Annotated in this window: 16 protein-coding genes, 2 tRNA genes and 5 other RNA genes; 13 read left to right on the forward strand and 10 right to left on the reverse strand. The window is 57.3% G+C overall.

Annotation, left to right across the window (positions count from 1 at the left end; all coding sequences use genetic code 11):
* Positions 1-14: 14 nt before the first annotated feature.
* The gene (locus tag KHA73_RS09665) at positions 15-1202 is read right to left on the reverse strand and encodes an efflux RND transporter periplasmic adaptor subunit (protein WP_234590554.1); all 1188 of its coding nucleotides are present in this window, start codon (positions 1200-1202) and stop codon (positions 15-17) included.
* A gap of 297 nt (positions 1203-1499) precedes the next feature.
* Between KHA73_RS09665 and KHA73_RS09670 the strand changes: the two genes are divergently transcribed.
* Positions 1500-1859 carry a helix-turn-helix domain-containing protein gene (locus KHA73_RS09670; RefSeq protein WP_234590555.1) on the forward strand — a complete coding sequence of 120 codons (360 nt, stop codon included), beginning with the start codon at positions 1500-1502 and terminating at the stop codon, positions 1857-1859.
* Between the two features lie 60 nt (positions 1860-1919).
* Here the strand turns inward: KHA73_RS09670 and KHA73_RS09675 are convergent.
* From KHA73_RS09675 to KHA73_RS09705, 7 genes are all read right to left on the reverse strand, one after another.
* Positions 1920-2041, reverse strand: a non-coding RNA gene (locus tag KHA73_RS09675) — RtT sRNA.
* 47 nt (positions 2042-2088) lie between these two features.
* A non-coding RNA gene (locus KHA73_RS09680) (RtT sRNA) lies at positions 2089-2210 on the reverse strand.
* 47 nt (positions 2211-2257) lie between these two features.
* Positions 2258-2379, reverse strand: a non-coding RNA gene (locus tag KHA73_RS09685) — RtT sRNA.
* A gap of 47 nt (positions 2380-2426) precedes the next feature.
* Positions 2427-2516: transfer RNA gene (locus KHA73_RS09690), tRNA-Ser, on the reverse strand.
* A 238-nt stretch (positions 2517-2754) separates the two neighbouring features.
* Positions 2755-2876, reverse strand: a non-coding RNA gene (locus KHA73_RS09695) — RtT sRNA.
* A 46-nt stretch (positions 2877-2922) separates the two neighbouring features.
* A non-coding RNA gene (locus tag KHA73_RS09700) (RtT sRNA) lies at positions 2923-3044 on the reverse strand.
* Between the two features lie 46 nt (positions 3045-3090).
* A tRNA-Ser gene (locus KHA73_RS09705) sits at positions 3091-3180 on the reverse strand.
* A 447-nt stretch (positions 3181-3627) separates the two neighbouring features.
* On the opposite strand from KHA73_RS09705, the gene KHA73_RS09710 reads away from it, so the two are divergent.
* The 6 genes from KHA73_RS09710 (at position 3628) to KHA73_RS09735 (ending at position 10527) form a co-directional block, all read left to right on the forward strand.
* Entirely contained in the window at positions 3628-5094 is a 1467-nt protein-coding gene (locus tag KHA73_RS09710; RefSeq protein ID WP_234591239.1) for a peptide MFS transporter, read from the forward strand.
* Positions 5095-5223: 129 nt separating this feature from the next.
* The gene (gene ghrA, locus KHA73_RS09715) at positions 5224-6165 is read left to right on the forward strand and encodes a glyoxylate/hydroxypyruvate reductase GhrA (protein ID WP_234590556.1); all 942 of its coding nucleotides are present in this window, start codon (positions 5224-5226) and stop codon (positions 6163-6165) included.
* Between the two features lie 91 nt (positions 6166-6256).
* Positions 6257-6994, forward strand: a complete 738-nt coding sequence (locus KHA73_RS09720) for a phosphatase (protein WP_234590557.1) — start codon at positions 6257-6259, stop codon at positions 6992-6994.
* Positions 6995-7035: 41 nt separating this feature from the next.
* Positions 7036-7617: a TorD/DmsD family molecular chaperone gene (locus KHA73_RS09725; protein ID WP_234590558.1), complete on the forward strand. Its 582-nt coding sequence runs from the start codon at positions 7036-7038 to the stop codon at positions 7615-7617.
* 167 nt (positions 7618-7784) lie between these two features.
* The gene (locus KHA73_RS09730; RefSeq protein WP_234590560.1) at positions 7785-8426 is read left to right on the forward strand and encodes a tellurite resistance TerB family protein; all 642 of its coding nucleotides are present in this window, start codon (positions 7785-7787) and stop codon (positions 8424-8426) included.
* Positions 8427-8493: 67 nt separating this feature from the next.
* Entirely contained in the window at positions 8494-10527 is a 2034-nt protein-coding gene (locus KHA73_RS09735) for a S9 family peptidase (protein ID WP_234590562.1), read from the forward strand.
* 31 nt (positions 10528-10558) lie between these two features.
* Here the strand turns inward: KHA73_RS09735 and exoX are convergent, their stop codons facing one another.
* Positions 10559-11227 (reverse strand): exodeoxyribonuclease X, encoded by a 669-nt coding sequence (exoX, locus tag KHA73_RS09740; protein WP_234590564.1) that lies wholly within the window; start codon positions 11225-11227, stop codon positions 10559-10561.
* A 434-nt stretch (positions 11228-11661) separates the two neighbouring features.
* Here exoX and dksA point away from each other — a divergent pair, with 434 nt between their 5' ends.
* Positions 11662-12087: an RNA polymerase-binding protein DksA gene (gene dksA, locus KHA73_RS09745; RefSeq protein ID WP_234590566.1), complete on the forward strand. Its 426-nt coding sequence runs from the start codon at positions 11662-11664 to the stop codon at positions 12085-12087.
* Between the two features lie 194 nt (positions 12088-12281).
* Positions 12282-13235: a prolyl aminopeptidase gene (gene pip / locus KHA73_RS09750; RefSeq protein ID WP_234590568.1), complete on the forward strand. Its 954-nt coding sequence runs from the start codon at positions 12282-12284 to the stop codon at positions 13233-13235.
* A 45-nt stretch (positions 13236-13280) separates the two neighbouring features.
* Here the strand turns inward: pip and KHA73_RS09755 are convergent, their stop codons facing one another.
* Entirely contained in the window at positions 13281-14177 is an 897-nt protein-coding gene (locus tag KHA73_RS09755; protein ID WP_234590570.1) for a LysR family transcriptional regulator, read from the reverse strand.
* Positions 14178-14276: 99 nt separating this feature from the next.
* Here KHA73_RS09755 and ripC point away from each other — a divergent pair, with 99 nt between their 5' ends.
* The 4 genes from ripC to KHA73_RS09775 all read left to right on the forward strand — a co-directional run bounded on the left by ripC (position 14277) and on the right by KHA73_RS09775 (position 18450).
* The gene (gene ripC, locus KHA73_RS09760; RefSeq protein ID WP_234590572.1) at positions 14277-15110 is read left to right on the forward strand and encodes an itaconate degradation C-C-lyase RipC; all 834 of its coding nucleotides are present in this window, start codon (positions 14277-14279) and stop codon (positions 15108-15110) included.
* A 44-nt stretch (positions 15111-15154) separates the two neighbouring features.
* Positions 15155-15682 (forward strand): (R)-specific enoyl-CoA hydratase RipB/Ich, encoded by a 528-nt coding sequence (gene ripB, locus KHA73_RS09765; RefSeq protein WP_234590573.1) that lies wholly within the window; start codon positions 15155-15157, stop codon positions 15680-15682.
* 76 nt (positions 15683-15758) lie between these two features.
* Positions 15759-16937: a CaiB/BaiF CoA transferase family protein gene (locus KHA73_RS09770; protein ID WP_234590575.1), complete on the forward strand. Its 1179-nt coding sequence runs from the start codon at positions 15759-15761 to the stop codon at positions 16935-16937.
* 220 nt (positions 16938-17157) lie between these two features.
* Positions 17158-18450, forward strand: coding sequence for an SLC13 family permease (locus tag KHA73_RS09775; protein WP_234590576.1), 1293 nt, complete (start codon positions 17158-17160; stop codon positions 18448-18450).
* Positions 18451-18546 lie beyond the last annotated feature (96 nt).

Here is an 18546-nt window from a genome sequence, read left to right on the forward strand (position 1 = left end):
TCTCTGCTGGAGGCTTAGTTGAGTGCGGCGGTATTGGCGGCCATGGCGACGGTTTTCGCATCGACCGGCATGCCCGGCATAAATACCTTCTGCATGCCGTCGACGATCACCCGATCGCCCGCAGACAGCCCTTTTTGTACGATGCGCAGCCCTTCGGCCACGCGGCCCACCTGGATATCGCGGCGCTGCGCTTTGCCGTCTTTATCGACGATGTACACGAACTTGCGGTCCTGGTCGGTCATCACCGATTTGTCGTCAATCAACATGGCGTTGAACGCGGCGCTGCCGGGCATCTGTACCCGAGCGAACAACCCCGGCGTGAAGCGGCGCTCGGGATTGTCGAGCAGGGCGCGCATGCGGATGGTGCCGGTACCGGCGTTCAGCTGGTTGTCGGTAAAGTCCACCAGGCCCTGATGCGGATAACCGTCTTCACCCACCAGCCCAACCTTTACCGGCAGCCGGGCAGTGCGTTGGCCTTGTTGCTGGTAGCGCAGGAAGGTGGCTTCGTCCACGTCGAAGTAAACGTAGACCTTGTCGAGCGACACCAGCGTGGTGAGCACGCTGGCGCTGTCGCCGGCGGTCACCAGGTTGCCGGCGGTGATCATCGCGCGGCTGGCGCGGCCATCGATGGGGGCGATTACCCGGGTAAAGTCCAGATTCAACTGCGCCATATCGAGCTGCGCCTGGGCGGCCATGACATTGCTCTGCGCCTGCGCGGCGGAGGAGCGGCGCTGTTCCCATACCTCTCTGGAGATGGCCTGAGAACCTATCAGCTTCTCGGTGCGCGAGGATTCGCTGCGCGCCAATGCGGCCTGATTGCGCGCCAGCACCAGCTGCGCCTGCGCTTGTTCACGGGCGGCGCGGTAGGTGCGATCGTCGATGGTGAACAGCACCTGGCCTTTTTTCACCTCGTCGCCTTCGGTGTAATTGACCCGGTCGATATAGCCGGAAACCCGCGGCCGCAGCTGCACGCTCTGCACCGCTTCGATCCGGCCGTTGAAAGCGTCCCATTGGCTGATCGGTTTGATCACCACATTTGCTGCGCTGACCGCCGGCGGCGGCGGGGCGGCGTTATGGGCCACGCTGTTGTCGCACCCGGCGAGCAGCGCGACCAGCAGCGCCACCCCTGAAAGGCGCTGGCCCAGAACGGCGGCGCGCACGCGGCCGCTGGCGTTGAACAATGAGTTTGGCTGGCTTGGCATTATTTTTATTTCCGATAAGTAAGCGAAGGCAGGCCATACACCCGGCCCTGTTATCCGGGTAACGTCCCTGGCCTGCGTTCGGCGGCAGAGCGGCTGCATCGGTCTTCGTCGCAGCGTTTAGGTTTTGAAACATATTGCTGTCACATTAATGTATCAATATCGGTTACATTAATTGGATGAATTATAGAAGCGGCCATTCATTAAATGCAATAATAAAAATTGCATTTAATGTGAAACTGCTGCAACGTATGTGCATTGGGCAGCGGGCATACCTGCCGGCAAGATGGGAGCGTCACCATGAACACTACGGGTTTTATTACTGATTTGATCGAGTGGATTGACAACAATCTGGAAGAGAAGCTGGATATCAACAGGGTGGCGGACCGCGCAGGCTACTCCAAATGGCACCTGCAGCGCATGTTCAAACGCCAGACCGGCTATGCGTTAGGGGAGTACATCCGCATGCAGAAGCTGAAGGTATCTGCTGAGCGGTTGGCCAACAGCGGCGAGCCGATTGTCAGCGTGGCGATCTCGCTGGGTTTCGATTCGCAACAGTCGTTTAACCGCAGCTTCAAACGCCAGTTCGGCCAAACGCCGGGCGACTGGCGCCGCGCATTGGCGCGGCCGCAGGCGGTAATGGGGCGAACCCATCACTGAGCGGTGGATTGCGGACAACAAAAAAGCCTGAACTTTCGCTCAGGCTTTCTCTTTAAAATATGGCGGTGAGGGAGGGCTTGATTCGCTGCGCTCACCCTGCGGGCCGCCTTTGGCGGTCCAAAACGCAATGCGTTTTGTCGAACCCTGTCGAGGCTTCTCACCCCTCCCGGTCGGTGCGCTATGCAAACGAAAAAGCCTGAACTTTCGCTCAGGCTTTCTCTTTAGAATATGGCGGTGAGGGAGGGCTTGATTCGCTGCGCTCACCCTGCGGGCCGCCTTTGGCGGTCCAAAACGCAATGCGTTTTGTCGAACCCTGTCGAGGCTTCTCACCCCTCCCGGTCGGTGCGCTATGCAAACGAAAAAGCCTGAACTTTCGCTCAGGCTTTCTCTTTAAAATATGGCGGTGAGGGAGGGCTTGATTCGCTGCGCTCACCCTGCGGGCCGCCTTTGGCGGTCCAAAACGCAATGCGTTTTGTCGAACCCTGTCGAGGCTTCTCACCCCTCCCGGTCAGTGCATTATGCAAATGAAAAAGCCTGAACTTTCGCTCAGGCTTTCTCTTTAGAATATGGCGGTGAGGGAGGGGTTCGAACCCTCGATACACTTTCGCGTATACACACTTTCCAGGCGTGCTCCTTCAGCCACTCAGACACCTCACCGTATTTTTCCGTTGCGAACTCATCGCTGCAACGGGGCGCTACTATAGGGAGTGAGGGCGATCCGGTCAAGCATAATTTCTGCGTTTCGCTGCGTCCGCTCAAGCCGTGTTCAGATTGTAGAAAACTGCGGCGTACCGCGCGGTGGCGGCAGAAGAAAGCGATAAAAAACCGGGGGTTCCGCGTGCCGCAAACGACAAAAAAAAGCCTGGACGTGAATCCAGGCTTTCTCTTTAGAATATGGCGGTGAGAGAGGGCTTGATTCGCTGCGCTCACCCTGCGGGCCGCCGTTGGCGGTCCAAAACGCAGTGCGTTTTGTCGAACCCTGTCGAGGCTTCTCACCCCTCTCTTTCGGAGCGTCATGCAAAAAAAAAGCCTGGACGCGGATCCAGGCTTTCTCTTTAGAATATGGCGGTGAGAGAGGGCTTGATTCGCTGCGCTCACCCTGCGGGCCGCCGTTGGCGGTCCAAAACGCAGTGCGTTTTGTCGAACCCTGTCGAGGCTTCTCACCCCTCTCTTTCGGAGCGTCATGCAAAAAAAAAGCCTGGACGCGAATCCAGGCTTTCTCTTTAGAATATGGCGGTGAGAGAGGGGTTCGAACCCTCGATACACTTTCGCGTATACACACTTTCCAGGCGTGCTCCTTCAGCCACTCAGACACCTCACCGTTTTGTCGTCGATAACGCTTTGCGCTGTCGACGGGCGCTAATGTAGGAGAATCTGATCCCAGCGTCAACCCCCTTATGACATTCACATGACCGTTTAGCCAAACTTGCAGCAATTTGCTGATTTACCGAACGATAACCCGCCGTTTATCGCCGGCGGATGAGGGCGTCACGCCGCGCAATCTCATTTCAGGTTAATATTTGAGCGTGAATGCATTGAGTAGCTCAATATATCGCCGGTAAGGTTTTCCTCGCTGGGGTTATATGCATTAATACTGGATTATTAGTCAGATGTGTCGCTAAATGAAAAGGTGTCGGCGCGGCGACTTTGGCAAGGAATATCACATCGCCGCGCAGATTGCCGGGCCATGCGCCGGCGATAACTCAGACAGGGACTGACCTATTAAATAATAATGCCGTAGAGGTTTATTTTGACTCCTTCAGACTCCATGCCGGCGCCCAAGCCGCGCCATGCCATCCCCCCGGGCGCCGGGGCGTTGTTCTTCATCCAGATTTTCGCCACCCTCGGTTTCGCCGTGCTGTATTCCACCTTGGTGCTCTACGCCACCAAGCGGCTGGGGTTCAGCGAAAGCAACGCCAACGCCATGATGGGCGTGTTCGGTGCCTTCAACTATGGTCTGCATATGTTTGGCGGTTACCTCGGCGGCCGCTTCCTGAGCAACCGTAACCTGTTTGTGCTGGGCATGGTGCTGCAGGTGATCGGCTGCGCGCTGATCGCCGTAGCGGGCGTCTGGGGTCTGTACTGGGGGCTGGCGATGTTTCTCACCGGCAGCGGCCTGAACGTTACCTGCATTAATATGATGCTCACCCAGCGTTTCAAACCGGATGACGATCGGCGCGAGTCCGCTTTCCTGTGGAACTACGCCGGCATGAACCTCGGCTTCTTCGTCGGCTTCACCGTGGCCGGCTATTTCCAGTTGAGCGAAAACTACCGCGCGCTGTTCCTGTTTGCCACTTTGGGCAACGCAGCGGCGATTATCGTCGCCGTCAGCCGTTGGCGCATTCTGGTGGACCTCAATACGCCGTTGCACGACGCCAGCCGCGCGCAATACCGTTGGCGCATGTTGGTCGGCCTGGCGGTGCTGGTGGCGCTGGTGCCGATTATTCGTGTGATGCTTACCCACGCCGAATTCAGCGGTCATTTCGTGATTGGCCTCGGTGCGCTGATCTTCCTGATGCTGTGCGCGGTGACGCTGCGCCATCATCCGCGCGGCGAACGCCGCAGAATGACCGCCTACCTGATCCTGGCGCTGGGCGCGTTGGTGTTCTGGACGCTGTATCAGTTAGCGCCGATGGGCCTGATGCTGTTCTCAGAACACAATATCGACCTTAACGTTTACGGCATGCGGGTGGCGCCGCAGTGGCTGCAGAATATCAACACGCTGGTGATCGTGGTGGGCGGCCCGCTGCTGGCCTGGTGGTTCAACCGCCTGCGCGCCCGCGGCTGCAATATCGACATTCCAATGCAGTTTTCCGGTTCGCTGTTCTGCATCGGGCTGGGCATGCTGGTGCTGCCGTTGGGCATCAGCCTGGCCGGCGGCGACGGGCTGGTGGCGTTTAAATGGATCGTTATCAGTTACGTGCTGCAAAGCATCGGCGAGCTGATGCTCTCCCCAATCGGTTACGCGATGATCGGCAAGCTGGCGCCGCCGCGTTATCAGGGCGTGATGATGGGCTGCTGGATGATGGTAACCGGCGTGGCGTCGGTATTGGCAGGCTACGTCTCCGGCCTGATGCCGGAAAACAGCGGCAGCACTCCGCTGCAAACCAACCCGGGCTACAGCGAGGTATTCAGTGCGCTGGGTTGGGGAGCGGCGGGCGTCGGCGTAGTGATGCTGATTTTGATCCCGCTGCTGCGGCGGCTGATCCGGCGCGACGAGCCGGTCGGCGCCTGAATATAGCGCCCTGAACAACAGCCCCACTGGTCGGGGCTGTTTTCATTTTGGGCTTTATCACTTGCATCTGCCGCCGAATCGCGGAAGTCTTGAGGAAAACAGATAAAAAAACAGACGGGAGCAAGCGGTATGAACATCATTTACTACCATCCATTATTCAACGCCCAGGAATGGCTGTCCGGCATCAGGCAGCGCCTGCCGCAGGCCAATATCCGCGAGTGGCAGCCCGGCGACGACGGGGAAGCGGACTACGCGCTGGTGTGGCGCCCGCCACACCAGATGTTGGCCAACCGCCGCCAGCTGAAAGGGGTATTCGCTCTCGGCGCCGGCGTCGACGCCATTCTCGAGCAGGAGCGCCGGCACCCCGGCACGCTGCCGGCCGGCGTGCCGCTGCTGCGCTTGGAAGATACCGGCATGTCGCAGCAAATGCAGGAATATGCCATGAGCTATGTTTTGCGCTATTTCCGCCGCTTCGATGAATACCAACTGTTGCAGCAGCAGCAGGAGTGGCGGCCGCTCGATCCTCACTCACTGGACGAGTTCACCATCGGCATTCTCGGCGCCGGCGTGCTGGGCCAGAGCGTGGCGCGCAAGCTGACGGCATTCGGCTTTCGGGTGCGCTGTTGGAGCCGCAGCGCCAAGCAGATCGACGGCGTGCAGAGCTTTGCCGGCGAGGCGCAGCGCGGGGCCTTCCTAAACGGCGTTAAATTGCTGATCAACCTGTTGCCGAATACGCCGGAAACCGCCGGTATCCTCAATGGCCGCTTGTTCGCGCAGCTGGCGCCGGGCGCTTATCTGATCAACATCGCCCGCGGCGCGCACCTGGTGGAAGACGATCTGCTGCAGGCGCTGGAGCAGGGGCAGCTCAGCGCCGCCACGCTGGACGTGTTCGCCCATGAGCCGCTGCCGCAGAGCCATGCGTTCTGGCGTCATCCGCGTGTCACCATTACCCCGCATATTGCTGCCATCACCTTGCCGCAGCAGGCAATGGATCAGATTGCCGCCAACATTCGCGCGCTGGAGGCAGGGCAGCCGCCGGCGGGCGTCGTCGACCGGCAACTTGGTTACTGATCCTTCAGCCTGCGCGAGGTTACTGCTAAGCTGAAACTATCACCGCGCCCGTTCCGCACTTGCCCGGGCGGGCCGTCAGGAAGGAGAAAGAATGTACCCCGTTGATTTGCACATGCACACCGTCGCCAGCACCCATGCCTACAGCACGCTGCACGATTACATCACCGAAGCCCATCAGAAGGGTATCAAGCTGTTCGCCATCACCGATCATGGGCCGGACATGGCCGATGCGCCGCACTACTGGCACTTTATGAACATGCACGTATGGCCGCGCCTGGTGGACGGCGTGGGGATCCTGCGCGGCATCGAGGCCAACATCAAAAACCTGCAGGGCGACATCGACTGCACCGGCCCGATGCTGAACGCCATCGACGTGATCATCGCCGGTTTCCACGAGCCGGTGTTTGCACCGCAGGATAAGGCCGCCCATACCGAAGCGATGATCGCCGCGATGGCGCAGGGCGATGTGCACATCATCAGCCACCCGGGCAACCCGCGCTATCCGATCGATATCGCCGCCGTGGCCGCCGCAGCCGCTAAATACGAGGTGGCGCTGGAGCTGAACAACTCGTCGTTCACTCACTCGCGCAAGGGCAGCGAAGCCAACTGCCGGGCGATTGCCGCCGCGGTGCGCGATGCCGGCGGCTGGTTGGCACTGGGGTCGGATTCACACATCGCCTTTTCGCTGGGCGGTTTTGAACACTGCGAGCGCATCATCAAAGAGGTTGAATTCCCGCAGGAACGCATTCTCAACGTCAGCCCGCGGCGTCTGTTGGACTTTCTCGAGCGCCGCGGCAAGCCGGCGATTGCGGAATTGGCCGATTTGTGACATCGTCCCGGCAAATTTTCCGGATTGTATAAGGCGTTATCATGAATGAATTTTCCGTCGTTTGCCGCGTGCTGGGTACGCTGTTCTACCGCCAGCCGCAGGATCCGCTGCTGGTGCCGCTGTTCACCCTGATCCAGGAGGGCAAGCTGAAGCAGCACTGGCCGCTGGAGCAGGATGACCTGCTGACCCGTTTGCAGCAGGGCTGCGACGTCAACCAGCTGTCCGGCGACTTCAACGCGATGTTTGTCGGCAGCGAGTGCAGCGTGTCGCCGTTCCGCTCCGACTATGTCGAAGGGGCGAGCGAAGCGGAAGTGCGCACCTTCCTGCAGCAGCGCGGCATGCCGTTGGGCGAGGCGCCGGCCGATCACTTCGGTTCGCTGCTGCTGGCCGCTTCCTGGCTGGAAGACCAGTCGCAGGAAGACGAAGCGCAGGCGCAGACTGCCCTGTTTGACGAGTATCTGCTGCCGTGGTGCGGCCGCTTCCTCGGCAAGGTGGAAGCGCATTCAACCACCGGTTTTTACCGCACGTTGGCGCTGTTGGCTCGCGAAGCCATTCAGGCGATGCGCGACGAACTGGCTGAATACGAACAGGATGAGGGCGAAGAGCCGGGCGAAGAAGCCTGATCCCTTCCTCAATAACGGGCCGTGGCGGCCCGTCATTGCATTCTCCCCGCGCTAAACACAGGTTTGCATCCCCCATACGTAAACTGACAAAAAATCCCCTAATCTGACGCATTATCGGCGATCTGGCTGTGCCTGCGCGCCTCGTTTTCTCACGCAAGGGGTAGATGATGAAAAATAACTGGATGCAGCAGATTCAATCGATGATTGGGCAAAAGGCCGGTTCCGAAGGCATCGGCAAGCTGCTGGCCCCGACCGCGCTCGGTGGCTTGGTTGGCGTGCTGCTGGCGAACAAGTCTTCGCGCAAGCTGGTGGGCAAGTTCGGCAAGAATGCGCTGATCGTCGGCGGCAGCGCGGCGGTTGGGGCGGTGTTGTGGAACAAATACAAGCAGCGCGTCAAGGAAGCCCATCAGGACGAGCCGCAGTTCGGCCTGCAAACCACCCCGGTGGATCTGCGCGCCCGGCGGCTGGTGCAGGCGCTGGTGTTCGCCGCCAAGAGCGACGGCCATATCGATGCGGACGAAAAGCGCGCCATCGATCACAGCCTGGAGCAGTTGCAGGTGGGCGCAGAGGCGCAGGCCTGGGTGCAAGAGGCTATCGACCAGCCGCTGAACCCGGATTTGATCGCCCAGAGCGTAAAAAATGAAGACGAAGCGCTCGAGGTTTATTACCTCAGCTGTATGGTGATCGACGTCGATCACTTTATGGAACGCGGCTATCTCGACGGGCTGGCGCAGTCGCTGAAGATCCCGGCAGACGTCAAGCAGGGTATCGAAAACGACGTCAACGAGAAAAAACGCGAGCTGGCATAGCGCCGCTTGGCAAGCCGGGGGGAATCGTGTCACTCTTGCCTTATCAATGTAAGCGGATGATTTGGCAATGATGACACCCCCTAAGGCGGAAAAACGCCCTTACCCCATCACCATTCACGGCGACACGCGCGTGGACGATTATTACTGGCTGCGCGACGACGAACGCGCAGACCGGCAGGTGCTGGACTACCTGCAGGCGGAAAACGCCTTTACCGATGCAACGCTGAAGCCGCAGCAGGCGCTGCGTGAAACCCTGTATGAAGAAATGGTGGCGCGCATTCCCCAGCAGGAGCATTCGGTTCCTTACGTCAGGCATGGCTTCCGCTACCAGACCCGCTATGAGCCGGGCAACGAATACGCGCTTTATGTGCGCCAGCCGGAGACCGAGAGCGAGCGGTGGGAGACACTGCTCGACGGCAACCAGCGCGCCGAAAAAAGCGAGTTCTATACCCTCGGCGGTTTGGACGTCAGCCCCGATAACCAAAAGCTGGCGGTGGCGGAAGATTTTTTGTCGCGCCGCCAGTACGACATCCGCTTCAAGGATCTGAGCGACGACAGCTGGGCCGATGAAGTGCTGGAAAACACCTCCGGCAGTTTCGAATGGGCCAACGATTCCGCCACGGTGTATTACGTGCGCAAGCACGCCAAAACGCTGTTGCCTTATCAGGTCTATCGCCACCGGGTGGGCACCGATCCGCAACAGGACGAACTGATCTACGAAGAGCAGGACGACACCTTCTACGTCGGGTTGGAAAAGACCACCTCGGAACGTTTTATCCTGATCCACCTCAGCAGCACCACCACCTCGGAAATCCTGCTGCTGGACGCCGACTGCGCCGACAGCCGCCCGCAGATGTTCGTGCCGCGCCGCAAGGATCATGAATACGCTATCGATCATTACCACCGGCATTTCTATATCCGCTCCAACAAAGACGGCAAAAACTTTGGTCTGTACCAGAGCGAACAGGCGGACGAGGCGCAGTGGCAAAGGCTGATCGCTCCGCGCGCAGAGGTGATGCTCGAGGGCTTCAGCCTGTTCCGCGACTGGCTGGTGGTGGAGGAGCGCAGCGAAGGCCTGACCCTGCTGCGCCAGATCCACTGGCAGAGCGGTGAAGAGAAACGCATCGCCTTCGACGACCCGACGTATACCACCTGGCTGGCGTACAACCCGGAGCCGGAAACCGCGCTGCTGCGCTATGGCTATTCGTCGATGACCACCCCGAGCACGCTGTATGAACTCAATTTGGACAGCGGCGAACGGGTGATGCTCAAACAGCAGGAAGTGAAGAATTTCACCCCGGAAAACTACCGCAGCGAGCGGGTGTGGGTGAAAGCGCGCGACGGCGTCGAGGTGCCGGTTTCGCTGGTTTATCGCCAGGACAGTTTCCGGCATGGCGGCAACTCGCTGATGGTCTATGGCTACGGCTCTTACGGCAGCAGCATGGATCCGGCATTCAGCGCCAGCCGCCTGAGCCTGCTGGATCGCGGCTTCGTGTTTGCCCTGGCGCACATTCGCGGCGGCGGTGAGCTGGGCCAGCTGTGGTACGAAGACGGCAAGCTGTTCAACAAGCAAAACACCTTCAACGATTTTATCGACGTGACCGAAACGCTGATTGCGCAGGGCTACGGCGACGCTAAACGGGTATTCGCCATGGGCGGCAGCGCCGGCGGCCTGCTGATGGGGGCGGTGATCAACCAAGCGCCGCAGCTGTACCACGGCGTGGTGGCGCAGGTGCCGTTCGTCGACGTGGTGACCACCATGCTGGACGAGTCGATCCCGCTGACCACCGGCGAGTACGACGAGTGGGGCAACCCGAACGAGCAGGCGTATTACGATTACATCAAGCAGTACAGCCCTTACGATCAAGTGAAGGCGCAAGACTACCCGCATATGCTGGTGACTACCGGGCTGCACGACTCGCAGGTGCAGTATTGGGAACCGGCCAAATGGGTGGCGAAGCTGCGCGAGCTGAAAACCGACGATCGTCAGCTGCTGCTGTATACCGATATGGATTCCGGCCACGGCGGCAAGTCCGGGCGCTTCAAGGCCTATGAGGATATTGCGCTGGAGTACGCCTTCATCCTGGCGCTGGCGGAGTAATGCGGAGCGGGCGGCCGCTCCGCCCGCTGTTTTAACCGATCAGGTAGTATTTCAGCGTGTGTTTCATGTCTGGGCTGAGATCCTCGATGGATTTCAGCATCCAGCGCAGATAGCCGGGATCTTCCTGCGCAATGCGATCGATTTCCTGCCCGCGGTATTTGCCGAATTTGAACTTCTTCAGCAGCACCGGTTGTTCGGTGATCTGCACCATTTGCGCCGGCGTCCAGCCCGAATCTTTCATGATGCGCTGCAGCAGCGCGGCGGTGACGTAACAGTCATACAGCGCGCGGTGTGGGTACAGGGTGGCGTCATCCGGTAACTGCACGTCCAGATCCAGCGCATAGCGCAGATACTGGTTGCCGTATTTGATGTCCGGGTACAGGGTGCGCGCCAGCTTGAGGGTGCAAATCCAGGCGCCGTTCATTTCCGGCAGCACGCCGCGATCGAAGGCCGCGTTGTGCGCAACATAGTAGGGGCTGCCATGGTAGCGGCCGATCGCCACCGCGATGCGCGGCTTGCCTTCCACCATTTTCTCGGTGATGTGATGGATAGCCATCGCCTCGATGCCAATGGGCCGGTCCGGGCTGACCAGATCGCTCATCGGGTTGGCGATGTGCCCGTCGATCAGATCGACGGACGCCACTTCCACCACGCCGCCGTCCAGCCCGCAGGTTTCGGTATCTATTACGCGTAAAGTCATGGTTTCCTCAGAGTTGCCGCAGGCATTCAGCTTAACCGGCGGCAGCGGCCGTGCCAACCCTTGGCGCGCAGAAGGCGATTTCAGGCAATAAAAAACCCGCCTCGGCGGGTTTAACTACGGATGGAAGGACGTTTACTCACCAGAGGGATGCGCTTTTTTGGCGCGTTTATCTGCACGTTTCTCAGCTGGGGTTTTCAACGGCTTCTTCTTCGCATTTTTTTTGCTATCCATTCCCTTACTCATGATGGCCTCTCAGTTACCTATGGTTGGGTGGGTTGCTCACCCATTAACCACCTTAGGCGGGCGGGATGCAAGCAACAAAGCATGAGTTTTGGTTAACGGATTGTTTGCTTGGATAATTTTGTTTTGTTGTGAACGGGTGTCAAAAACCAATATTATGTTATAATATAACAATTAATCAGCCGGAGAGCGCAATGACAGTCATGACGTTACTAAACCCGCAACAGCTGCTGGCGATGCCGGAGTCGGACTATATGAACCCGGAACAGCGGGCATTTTTCCGCCAAATATTGCTGGGCGAACGGCAAAATCTGCTGCTGCATATCGATGCGCTGCGGCAGGATATCGACGGCGGCGAGGCCTCCGGCGACGAAGCGGACAAGGCGGCGCGCGAAGAGGAACTGCGCCTGCTGTTTCGCCAGTTGGATCGGGAAAGCCGCCTGCTGCCGAAGATCGATAGGGCGCTGGCGCGTTTGCAAAATGGCGAATACGGCTACTGCCGGGAAACCGGCGAACCTATTGGCCTGGCGCGGCTGCTGCTGCGGCCGACCGCCGAGCTGAGCATCGAGGCGAAAACCGCGCAGGAAATGCGTGAACCGCATATGCGTAAAGGCGGGTAAGGCATTACGAGCCTGAGGCCGTCAAGAGGCGCGTTCGCGTACCTTAACCGGGGATTTTACGGGCAAGTCGTATTCATTTTGAGCAAACGCGCGCAGAGTTATTGGCGAGCGCTTGAGTTTTCGGGTTTTACCGTTGACCTGGTGGGCCGCTTCGGCTTTGATGAAAGCACGACCCACAGAGAGACGGAAGCGCCATGGAACAATTACGAGGTTTGTACCCGCCGTTAGCAGCATATGACAGCGGTTGGCTGGACACTGGGGATGGCCACCGGATCTACTGGGAGCTGAGCGGCAATCCGAATGGGAAACCGGCGGTATTCATTCATGGAGGGCCGGGCGGTGGCATTTCCCCTTACCATCGTCAACTGTTCGATCCGGAGCGCTACAAAGTGCTGCTGTTCGACCAGCGCGGCTGCGGCCGTTCCAAACCGCACGCTAGCCTGGACAACAACACGACCTGGCATCTGGTGCAGGATATCGAACGCCTGCGCGAAATGGCCGGTGTGGATCAATGGCTGGTGTTCGGCGGCTCTTGGGGGTCCACGCTGGCGCTGGCCTATGCGCAAACCCATCCGCAGCGCGTGAGCGAAATGGTATTGCGCGGCATCTTCACCCTGCGCAAGCAGGAACTGCACTGGTACTATCAGGATGGCGCTTCGCGCTTCTTCCCGGAGAAATGGGAGCGGGTGCTGTCGATTCTGTCCGAAGACGAACGAAAGGACGTGATCGCCGCCTATCGCCGGCGGCTGACCGCGGAAGATCTGCAGGTGCAGCTGGAAGCGGCGAAGCTATGGAGCGTGTGGGAAGGGGAAACCGTGACCCTGTTGCCGAGCGCTGAATCCGCCTCGTTTGGCGAGGATGACTTCGCGCTGGCGTTCGCCCGCATCGAGAATCACTACTTCACCCACCTCGGTTTCCTGGACAGCGACGACCAGCTGCTGCGCGACGTGCCGCTGATCCGCCATATACCGGCGGTGATCATCCACGGCCGTTACGACATGGCCTGCCAGGTGCAAAACGCCTGGGATTTGGCCAAGGCCTGGCCGGAAGCGGAACTGCGTATCGTGGAAGGGGCGGGCCACTCGTTCGACGAGCCCGGCATTCTGCACCAACTGATGCTCGCCACCGACCGGTTCGCCGGCAAGTGATGCCAAAGCCCGCCGCACCGGCGGGCTTTTTATTTGCTGGGTAATTCAAACATCGCCTTCCCGTTTTAGCCGCGCGCGAGTAATAAAATTTCGCACGATAATGTTGGTCTCGGCGCGCCGGGTGGCGAGGGCGATGCGCGTGGTTGGCGCATCTCCCGCGATCTTGCGGTAGACAACCCCAGCGATGGCTACCTGCGACATCGATCCCGGAACCAACGTCACCCCTAAAGCCGCTGCGACAAGATTCAAGGTTGAGGCTATTTGAGGGGCCGTTTGCCCCATGATCGGCTCAATATTCACGGCGCGGAAAGCATTCATGATCGTGTCGAACAGCGTCGGCCCAAGCTGGCGGGGGAACAGCAGTAAAGGATCGTTTGCCAGCTCCGTCAGTGCCACGGCGTCTGAACCGGCATGGGGATGCGATATAGGCAGGGCCACCATCATTGACTCTTCGGAAAGCGGGCTGAGCTGCAGATCATCGAATCCCACCGCTCCGGGCCTGATGAACACGACGTCAAGCGTCCCCGCATGCAGGCTTTCTATAAGGCGAGTCGTATTGGCTTCTTCAAGGCGGAGCACCACCTCGGGATATTTCTGACGAAAAGAGCGTATGGCGTTCGGTACCACCGGGTTAAATGCCGATGATGCGGTAAAACCAATATTCAGCCCGCCGGTTTCGCCGCGCGCAGCCCGCCGTGCGGCCAGGATCCCGCCTTCTGCAAGTGATGGAATAATTTTCACTGCTTCAAGAAACGCCAGGCCGGCGGCGGTCAGCTCTGCGCCATGAGGCACGCGATAAAACAGCATGGCGCCGACTTCTCGCTCAAGCCCTTTAATTTGCTGGCTCAGTGGGGATTGGCCAATGCCGACCTTCACGGCAGCGCGCGTAAAATTTTTTTCCTCTGCAACCGCGAGGAAATAGCGGATATGTCGGAGTTCCATCTCCAGATCTTAAACCACTGAAGAACGCTCGTCCAATGTGTTGGATGTCTGATAAGGCGCGAGCCATAGTGAGGTATCGGAACAACGAGGAGAGGCGACATGGCGATTCAGATGCAGCCCACAGCTTCATGGCTGTTCACGCCGGCAACGCGGCCTGACCGCTTTGCAAAAGCGGCGGAGGCGGGGGCGGATGTGCTGGTTATCGATCTGGAGGATGCTGTCGCTGCTGCGGATAAGGGAAGAGCGCGGCTGGCCGCCTTCGATTATCTGGCCGAAAACAGCGATCCCGGCATAATTCGCGCTTTGCGGATCAATGCTCTCGATACTCAACACGGCGTTTCGGATATGGCGCTTTTGTTATCCGGTACGAACGCCCCTGATTTTTTGGTTCTGCCTAAAGCCGAAAGCGCAGCGCACATTCAGATAGTGGAAAAACTGTTGGCCGAAGCGAAGGTGTCATCCCGGCTGGTCGCGCTGATTGAAAGCGCACGCGGGCTCGCCGCCGTCGAGCAGATTGCTGCGGCCTCCCCACGCCTGTATGGATTGCTGTTTGGCGCAGCCGATATGGCCGCCGATCTCGGCACTGCCATGCAGTGGGAGCCATTGGCCCATGCTCGCGGGAAGTTGATAGCGGCCTGTGCCATGGCGGGTATTGCCGCGATTGATAGCCCCTGGTTTGATATTCAGGATGTTGCAGGTTTGCAGGCTGAGACCGCACGCGCTGTAGCCTTTGGTTTTGTTGCCAAGGCGGCGATCCATCCTTCGCAGATTAAGGTAATCAATACGGCGTTGACGCCTTCCGAAGAAGAGCTTGGCAGGGCGTTGGCCATTCTTGCCGAAAGTAAAAAAGGCGTCGGCGTCCTCGATGGGCTGATGGTTGACGAAGCCATGGCCAGAAAGGCCAAGCGAGTTATTGCGGCCAGGCGCTTTTAACCGATAGCGCAGTGCAGTTCCTCTTAATGACGGGAGATATTCATATGGAAACAAGACTTTTGGCTTATAAGAACCTCGGCGAGCGCCGATTTCGTGAAACATCGGGCCTTTACTGGGAAGACTTCACGCCAGGTGACGTTTACGAGCATCGGCCAGGTCGCACCATCCTGGATACCGACAACGTTTGGTTCACCTTGCTGTCCATGAACGTGCAACAGGTGCATTTCGATCGGGAGTATGCCGAGAAAACCGAATGGAAACAGCTGCTGGTGGACTCAACCTTTACGCTTGCCTTGTTAACCGGGATGAGTGTGCGGACAGTATCAGCCAAAGTGGTCGCTAATCTCGGCTGGGATAAGGTGAAGGCGATGCACCCGGTGTTTGCCGGCGATACGCTTTATGCCGAAAGCACCATCCTGAGTAAGCGGGAAAGCAAAAGCCGGCCTACTCAAGGCATTGTCACCGTATTGACGCGCGGCATAAACCAAAAGGGGGAGGAAGTGATGAGCTTTGAGCGCACGATGTTGGTCTATCGGCGGGGGCACTCGCCCGAAGCGGCGGCGAACTATTAAATCTTGGGCCCGTGCCTTGCAGTTTACAGGGCCTTGCCATCCAGTATCAAACCCGCTTCCCGGAGAGTCATTGCAGATGAACCTTATTCAATCTCACCTATCTCGCGCCAAACCTTTGGAAGGGATGTTAATCGTTTCAATCGAGCAAGCTTTGGCGGCACCGCTGTGCACCAGCCGTTTGGTTGAGATGGGCGCTCGCGTCATTAAAATTGAGCGGTACGAAGGGGATTTCGCGCGCGGCTACGATCAGGCCGTTCACGGCGAGTCATCCTATTTTCTTTGGACTAACCATGGCAAAGAATCCATGGTGCTCGATTTCAAGCAGGCAGATGACGCTGCTTTGCTTGAGGCGATGCTGGCCAAGGCCGATGTTTTCGTTCAGAACCTGGCGCCAGGAGCGCTCGCTCGTGCGGGTTTTGACAGTGAATCATTGCGCCGGCGATACGCGCATTTAATCACTTGCGACATCACGGGATACGGCGAGAATGGCGCAGTCAGCGCCTTGAAGGCATATGACCTGTTGGTGCAATGCGAAAGCGGCCTCGCCGGCATCAGCGGCGCTCCCGAAGGGGCTGGAAGAATTGGCGTGTCTATCTGCGACATTGGCGCAGGAATGAACGCGGCCATCGGCGTGCTGTCCGCCATTGTGCTGCGTGAACGAACGGGGCAGGGATCCGGTATTTCCGTGTCGTTGTTCGACGGCGCCGCCGACTGGATGACGGTTCCTTATTTGCATGAGGTTTACGGGCAGGGAGCGCCAACGCGGCAGGGGTTAAAACATCCATCCATTGCGCCTTACGGTGCATATACCACCAGCGATGGCAAAGACATCGTGATCAGCATCCAGAATCAACGCGAATGGCAGCAATTTTGCGAAACGTTTTTGGAGCAAACGCGCATTGCGGCGGATACGCGGTTCATCTCCAACAGCGAACGCGTTCGTCATCGAGCGGCGCTCGACGAGATCATCAGCCAGACCTTTGCTTCTTTGCCTATGGACCGCGCCATTCAAAGGCTTGCCCAGGCGAATATCGCTTTCGGACAGGTTCGCTCGGTCGCGGAGATGGCGCATCATCCCGCGCTGCGGAAATGGCCGATGGCGGTAGGTGCGGAGGATATTGAAATGGTTGCTCCGCCTGTAAGGGCTCCCTGGGATGAGGAGCGTTTTAAACGGGCACCAACGTTGGGTGAGCATACCCTCAGGTTGCGTCAGGAGTTTCTAGCGGCATCGGTGAAGATTCAAAAGGAGAAATAAGCGCAAGTAAAAATCGTTATTTATTCGGTTATCGCTAAAACAGTATCTCCTTTGGCTGAGTGAATTTCATACCTGAAGAAAATACGGGCTAATATATGCCTTTTTAAGCTATTTGCTGTGGAGCTGATGTTAATCATCTTTATGATATTAACGCTATCCCTGTGGTTGCAGATACGTCGTGCTTGATAAGGATGTAATGAATAAGTGAAGAGGATGAGTTATGTTAAGCATAAACGTCATTGTTTTGATATTCATACTCGCATCAATCGCGTTAGGATACATTTTTAAGATAAACATAGGCGTTATTTCCATTGTATTTTCGTATCTGGCTTGCAACGCAGCAGGGATTTCAGGCAAGGGAGTGGTGTCCCTTTGGCCGCTGGATTTGTTTTTCATTTTACTGTCAGTGACTTTCTTTTATGGCTTTCCTCTTGCTAACGGGACTCTGTCATTGATTGCGGAAAAAATAGTTTATAAAACCCAGAGCAGGCCCTGGGCAATTCCTATTGTATTATACTTTTGCGTGGTCATATTTTCTGGAGTTGGGCCGGGGCACTACGCAGCATTTGCATTTATATCACCATTGGTCATGATAATTTCATCGCAGATAAAAATGCATAAAATGCTAGCGGCTATTATTGTATACAGTGGCGCCTGTGCGGGCGGTTTCAATCCCTTTACGCTGGGTGGCCGCGTAACTCACGCTTTGATTGCGAATGCCGGCTATACGCCAGAAATGGCCATGCGGTACACTATGGCGGTATCGCGCAATACTTTTATTGCCCACACCGTCGTGTTTTTTTTGGCTTACTTCATATTTAAAGGGTACAAAATCAGGCCGTCAGAAAACATGCTCCCGCCAGAGCGTCTGGCGAAAAAACAAAAGATGACACTGCTATTGGTTTGCATCGTATTCATCCTGGTCATAGTTCCGGCGGTTCTGTTGGCCATCGATCCTGCCAATAGCTATATTAAAATGTCAGTTAAATTTCTCGATCCCGCGTTTCTGTCTTTTGTCGGCATCGTTCTTTGTTTGTTATTCAAAGCTGGGAATGAAAGGGATGCGATGAAGAATATCCCATGGGACATCATAATGATGATTTGCGGGCTGGGAATGTTGATAGAGTTGGCGATAAAGCTGGGAACGATGGATATTTTATCTGGTTGGATTAACACGCTAAATGCAGATAAAGATAGCCATTTTATTGTGTACGTTGTGGGTATTATTTCATCCATCATGGCGCTTTTTTCCTCTACGATGGGCGCCGTTATGCCTACGATATATCCTATCATTCCAAAAGTTAACAGCACACATACTGAGTTGTTATTTTCAGTCGTTACCGTATTTGCCACCTTTACGGGATATTCGCCTTTCTCAACCGGGGGAGCGTTGGTGTTGGCCGGGGTAAGCGAAGATAAAGAGAGGAAAAAATTATTCGTTCAATTGATGCTTCTTCCGATAACCACCATTATCCTGGCGATTATATTGGTTACGTGTGGAGTGATTTATTGAAATCAGGGAGTGCTTTCCGCCAAGGGGGCCGTTTTTAGCGTACCCTATCGGCACTGGATCCCTAGGCGGTCAAATTATCAACCGCCATGCCTGATG

The organism is Serratia entomophila (assembly GCF_021462285.1).
Classification (GTDB): domain Bacteria; phylum Pseudomonadota; class Gammaproteobacteria; order Enterobacterales; family Enterobacteriaceae; genus Serratia; species Serratia entomophila.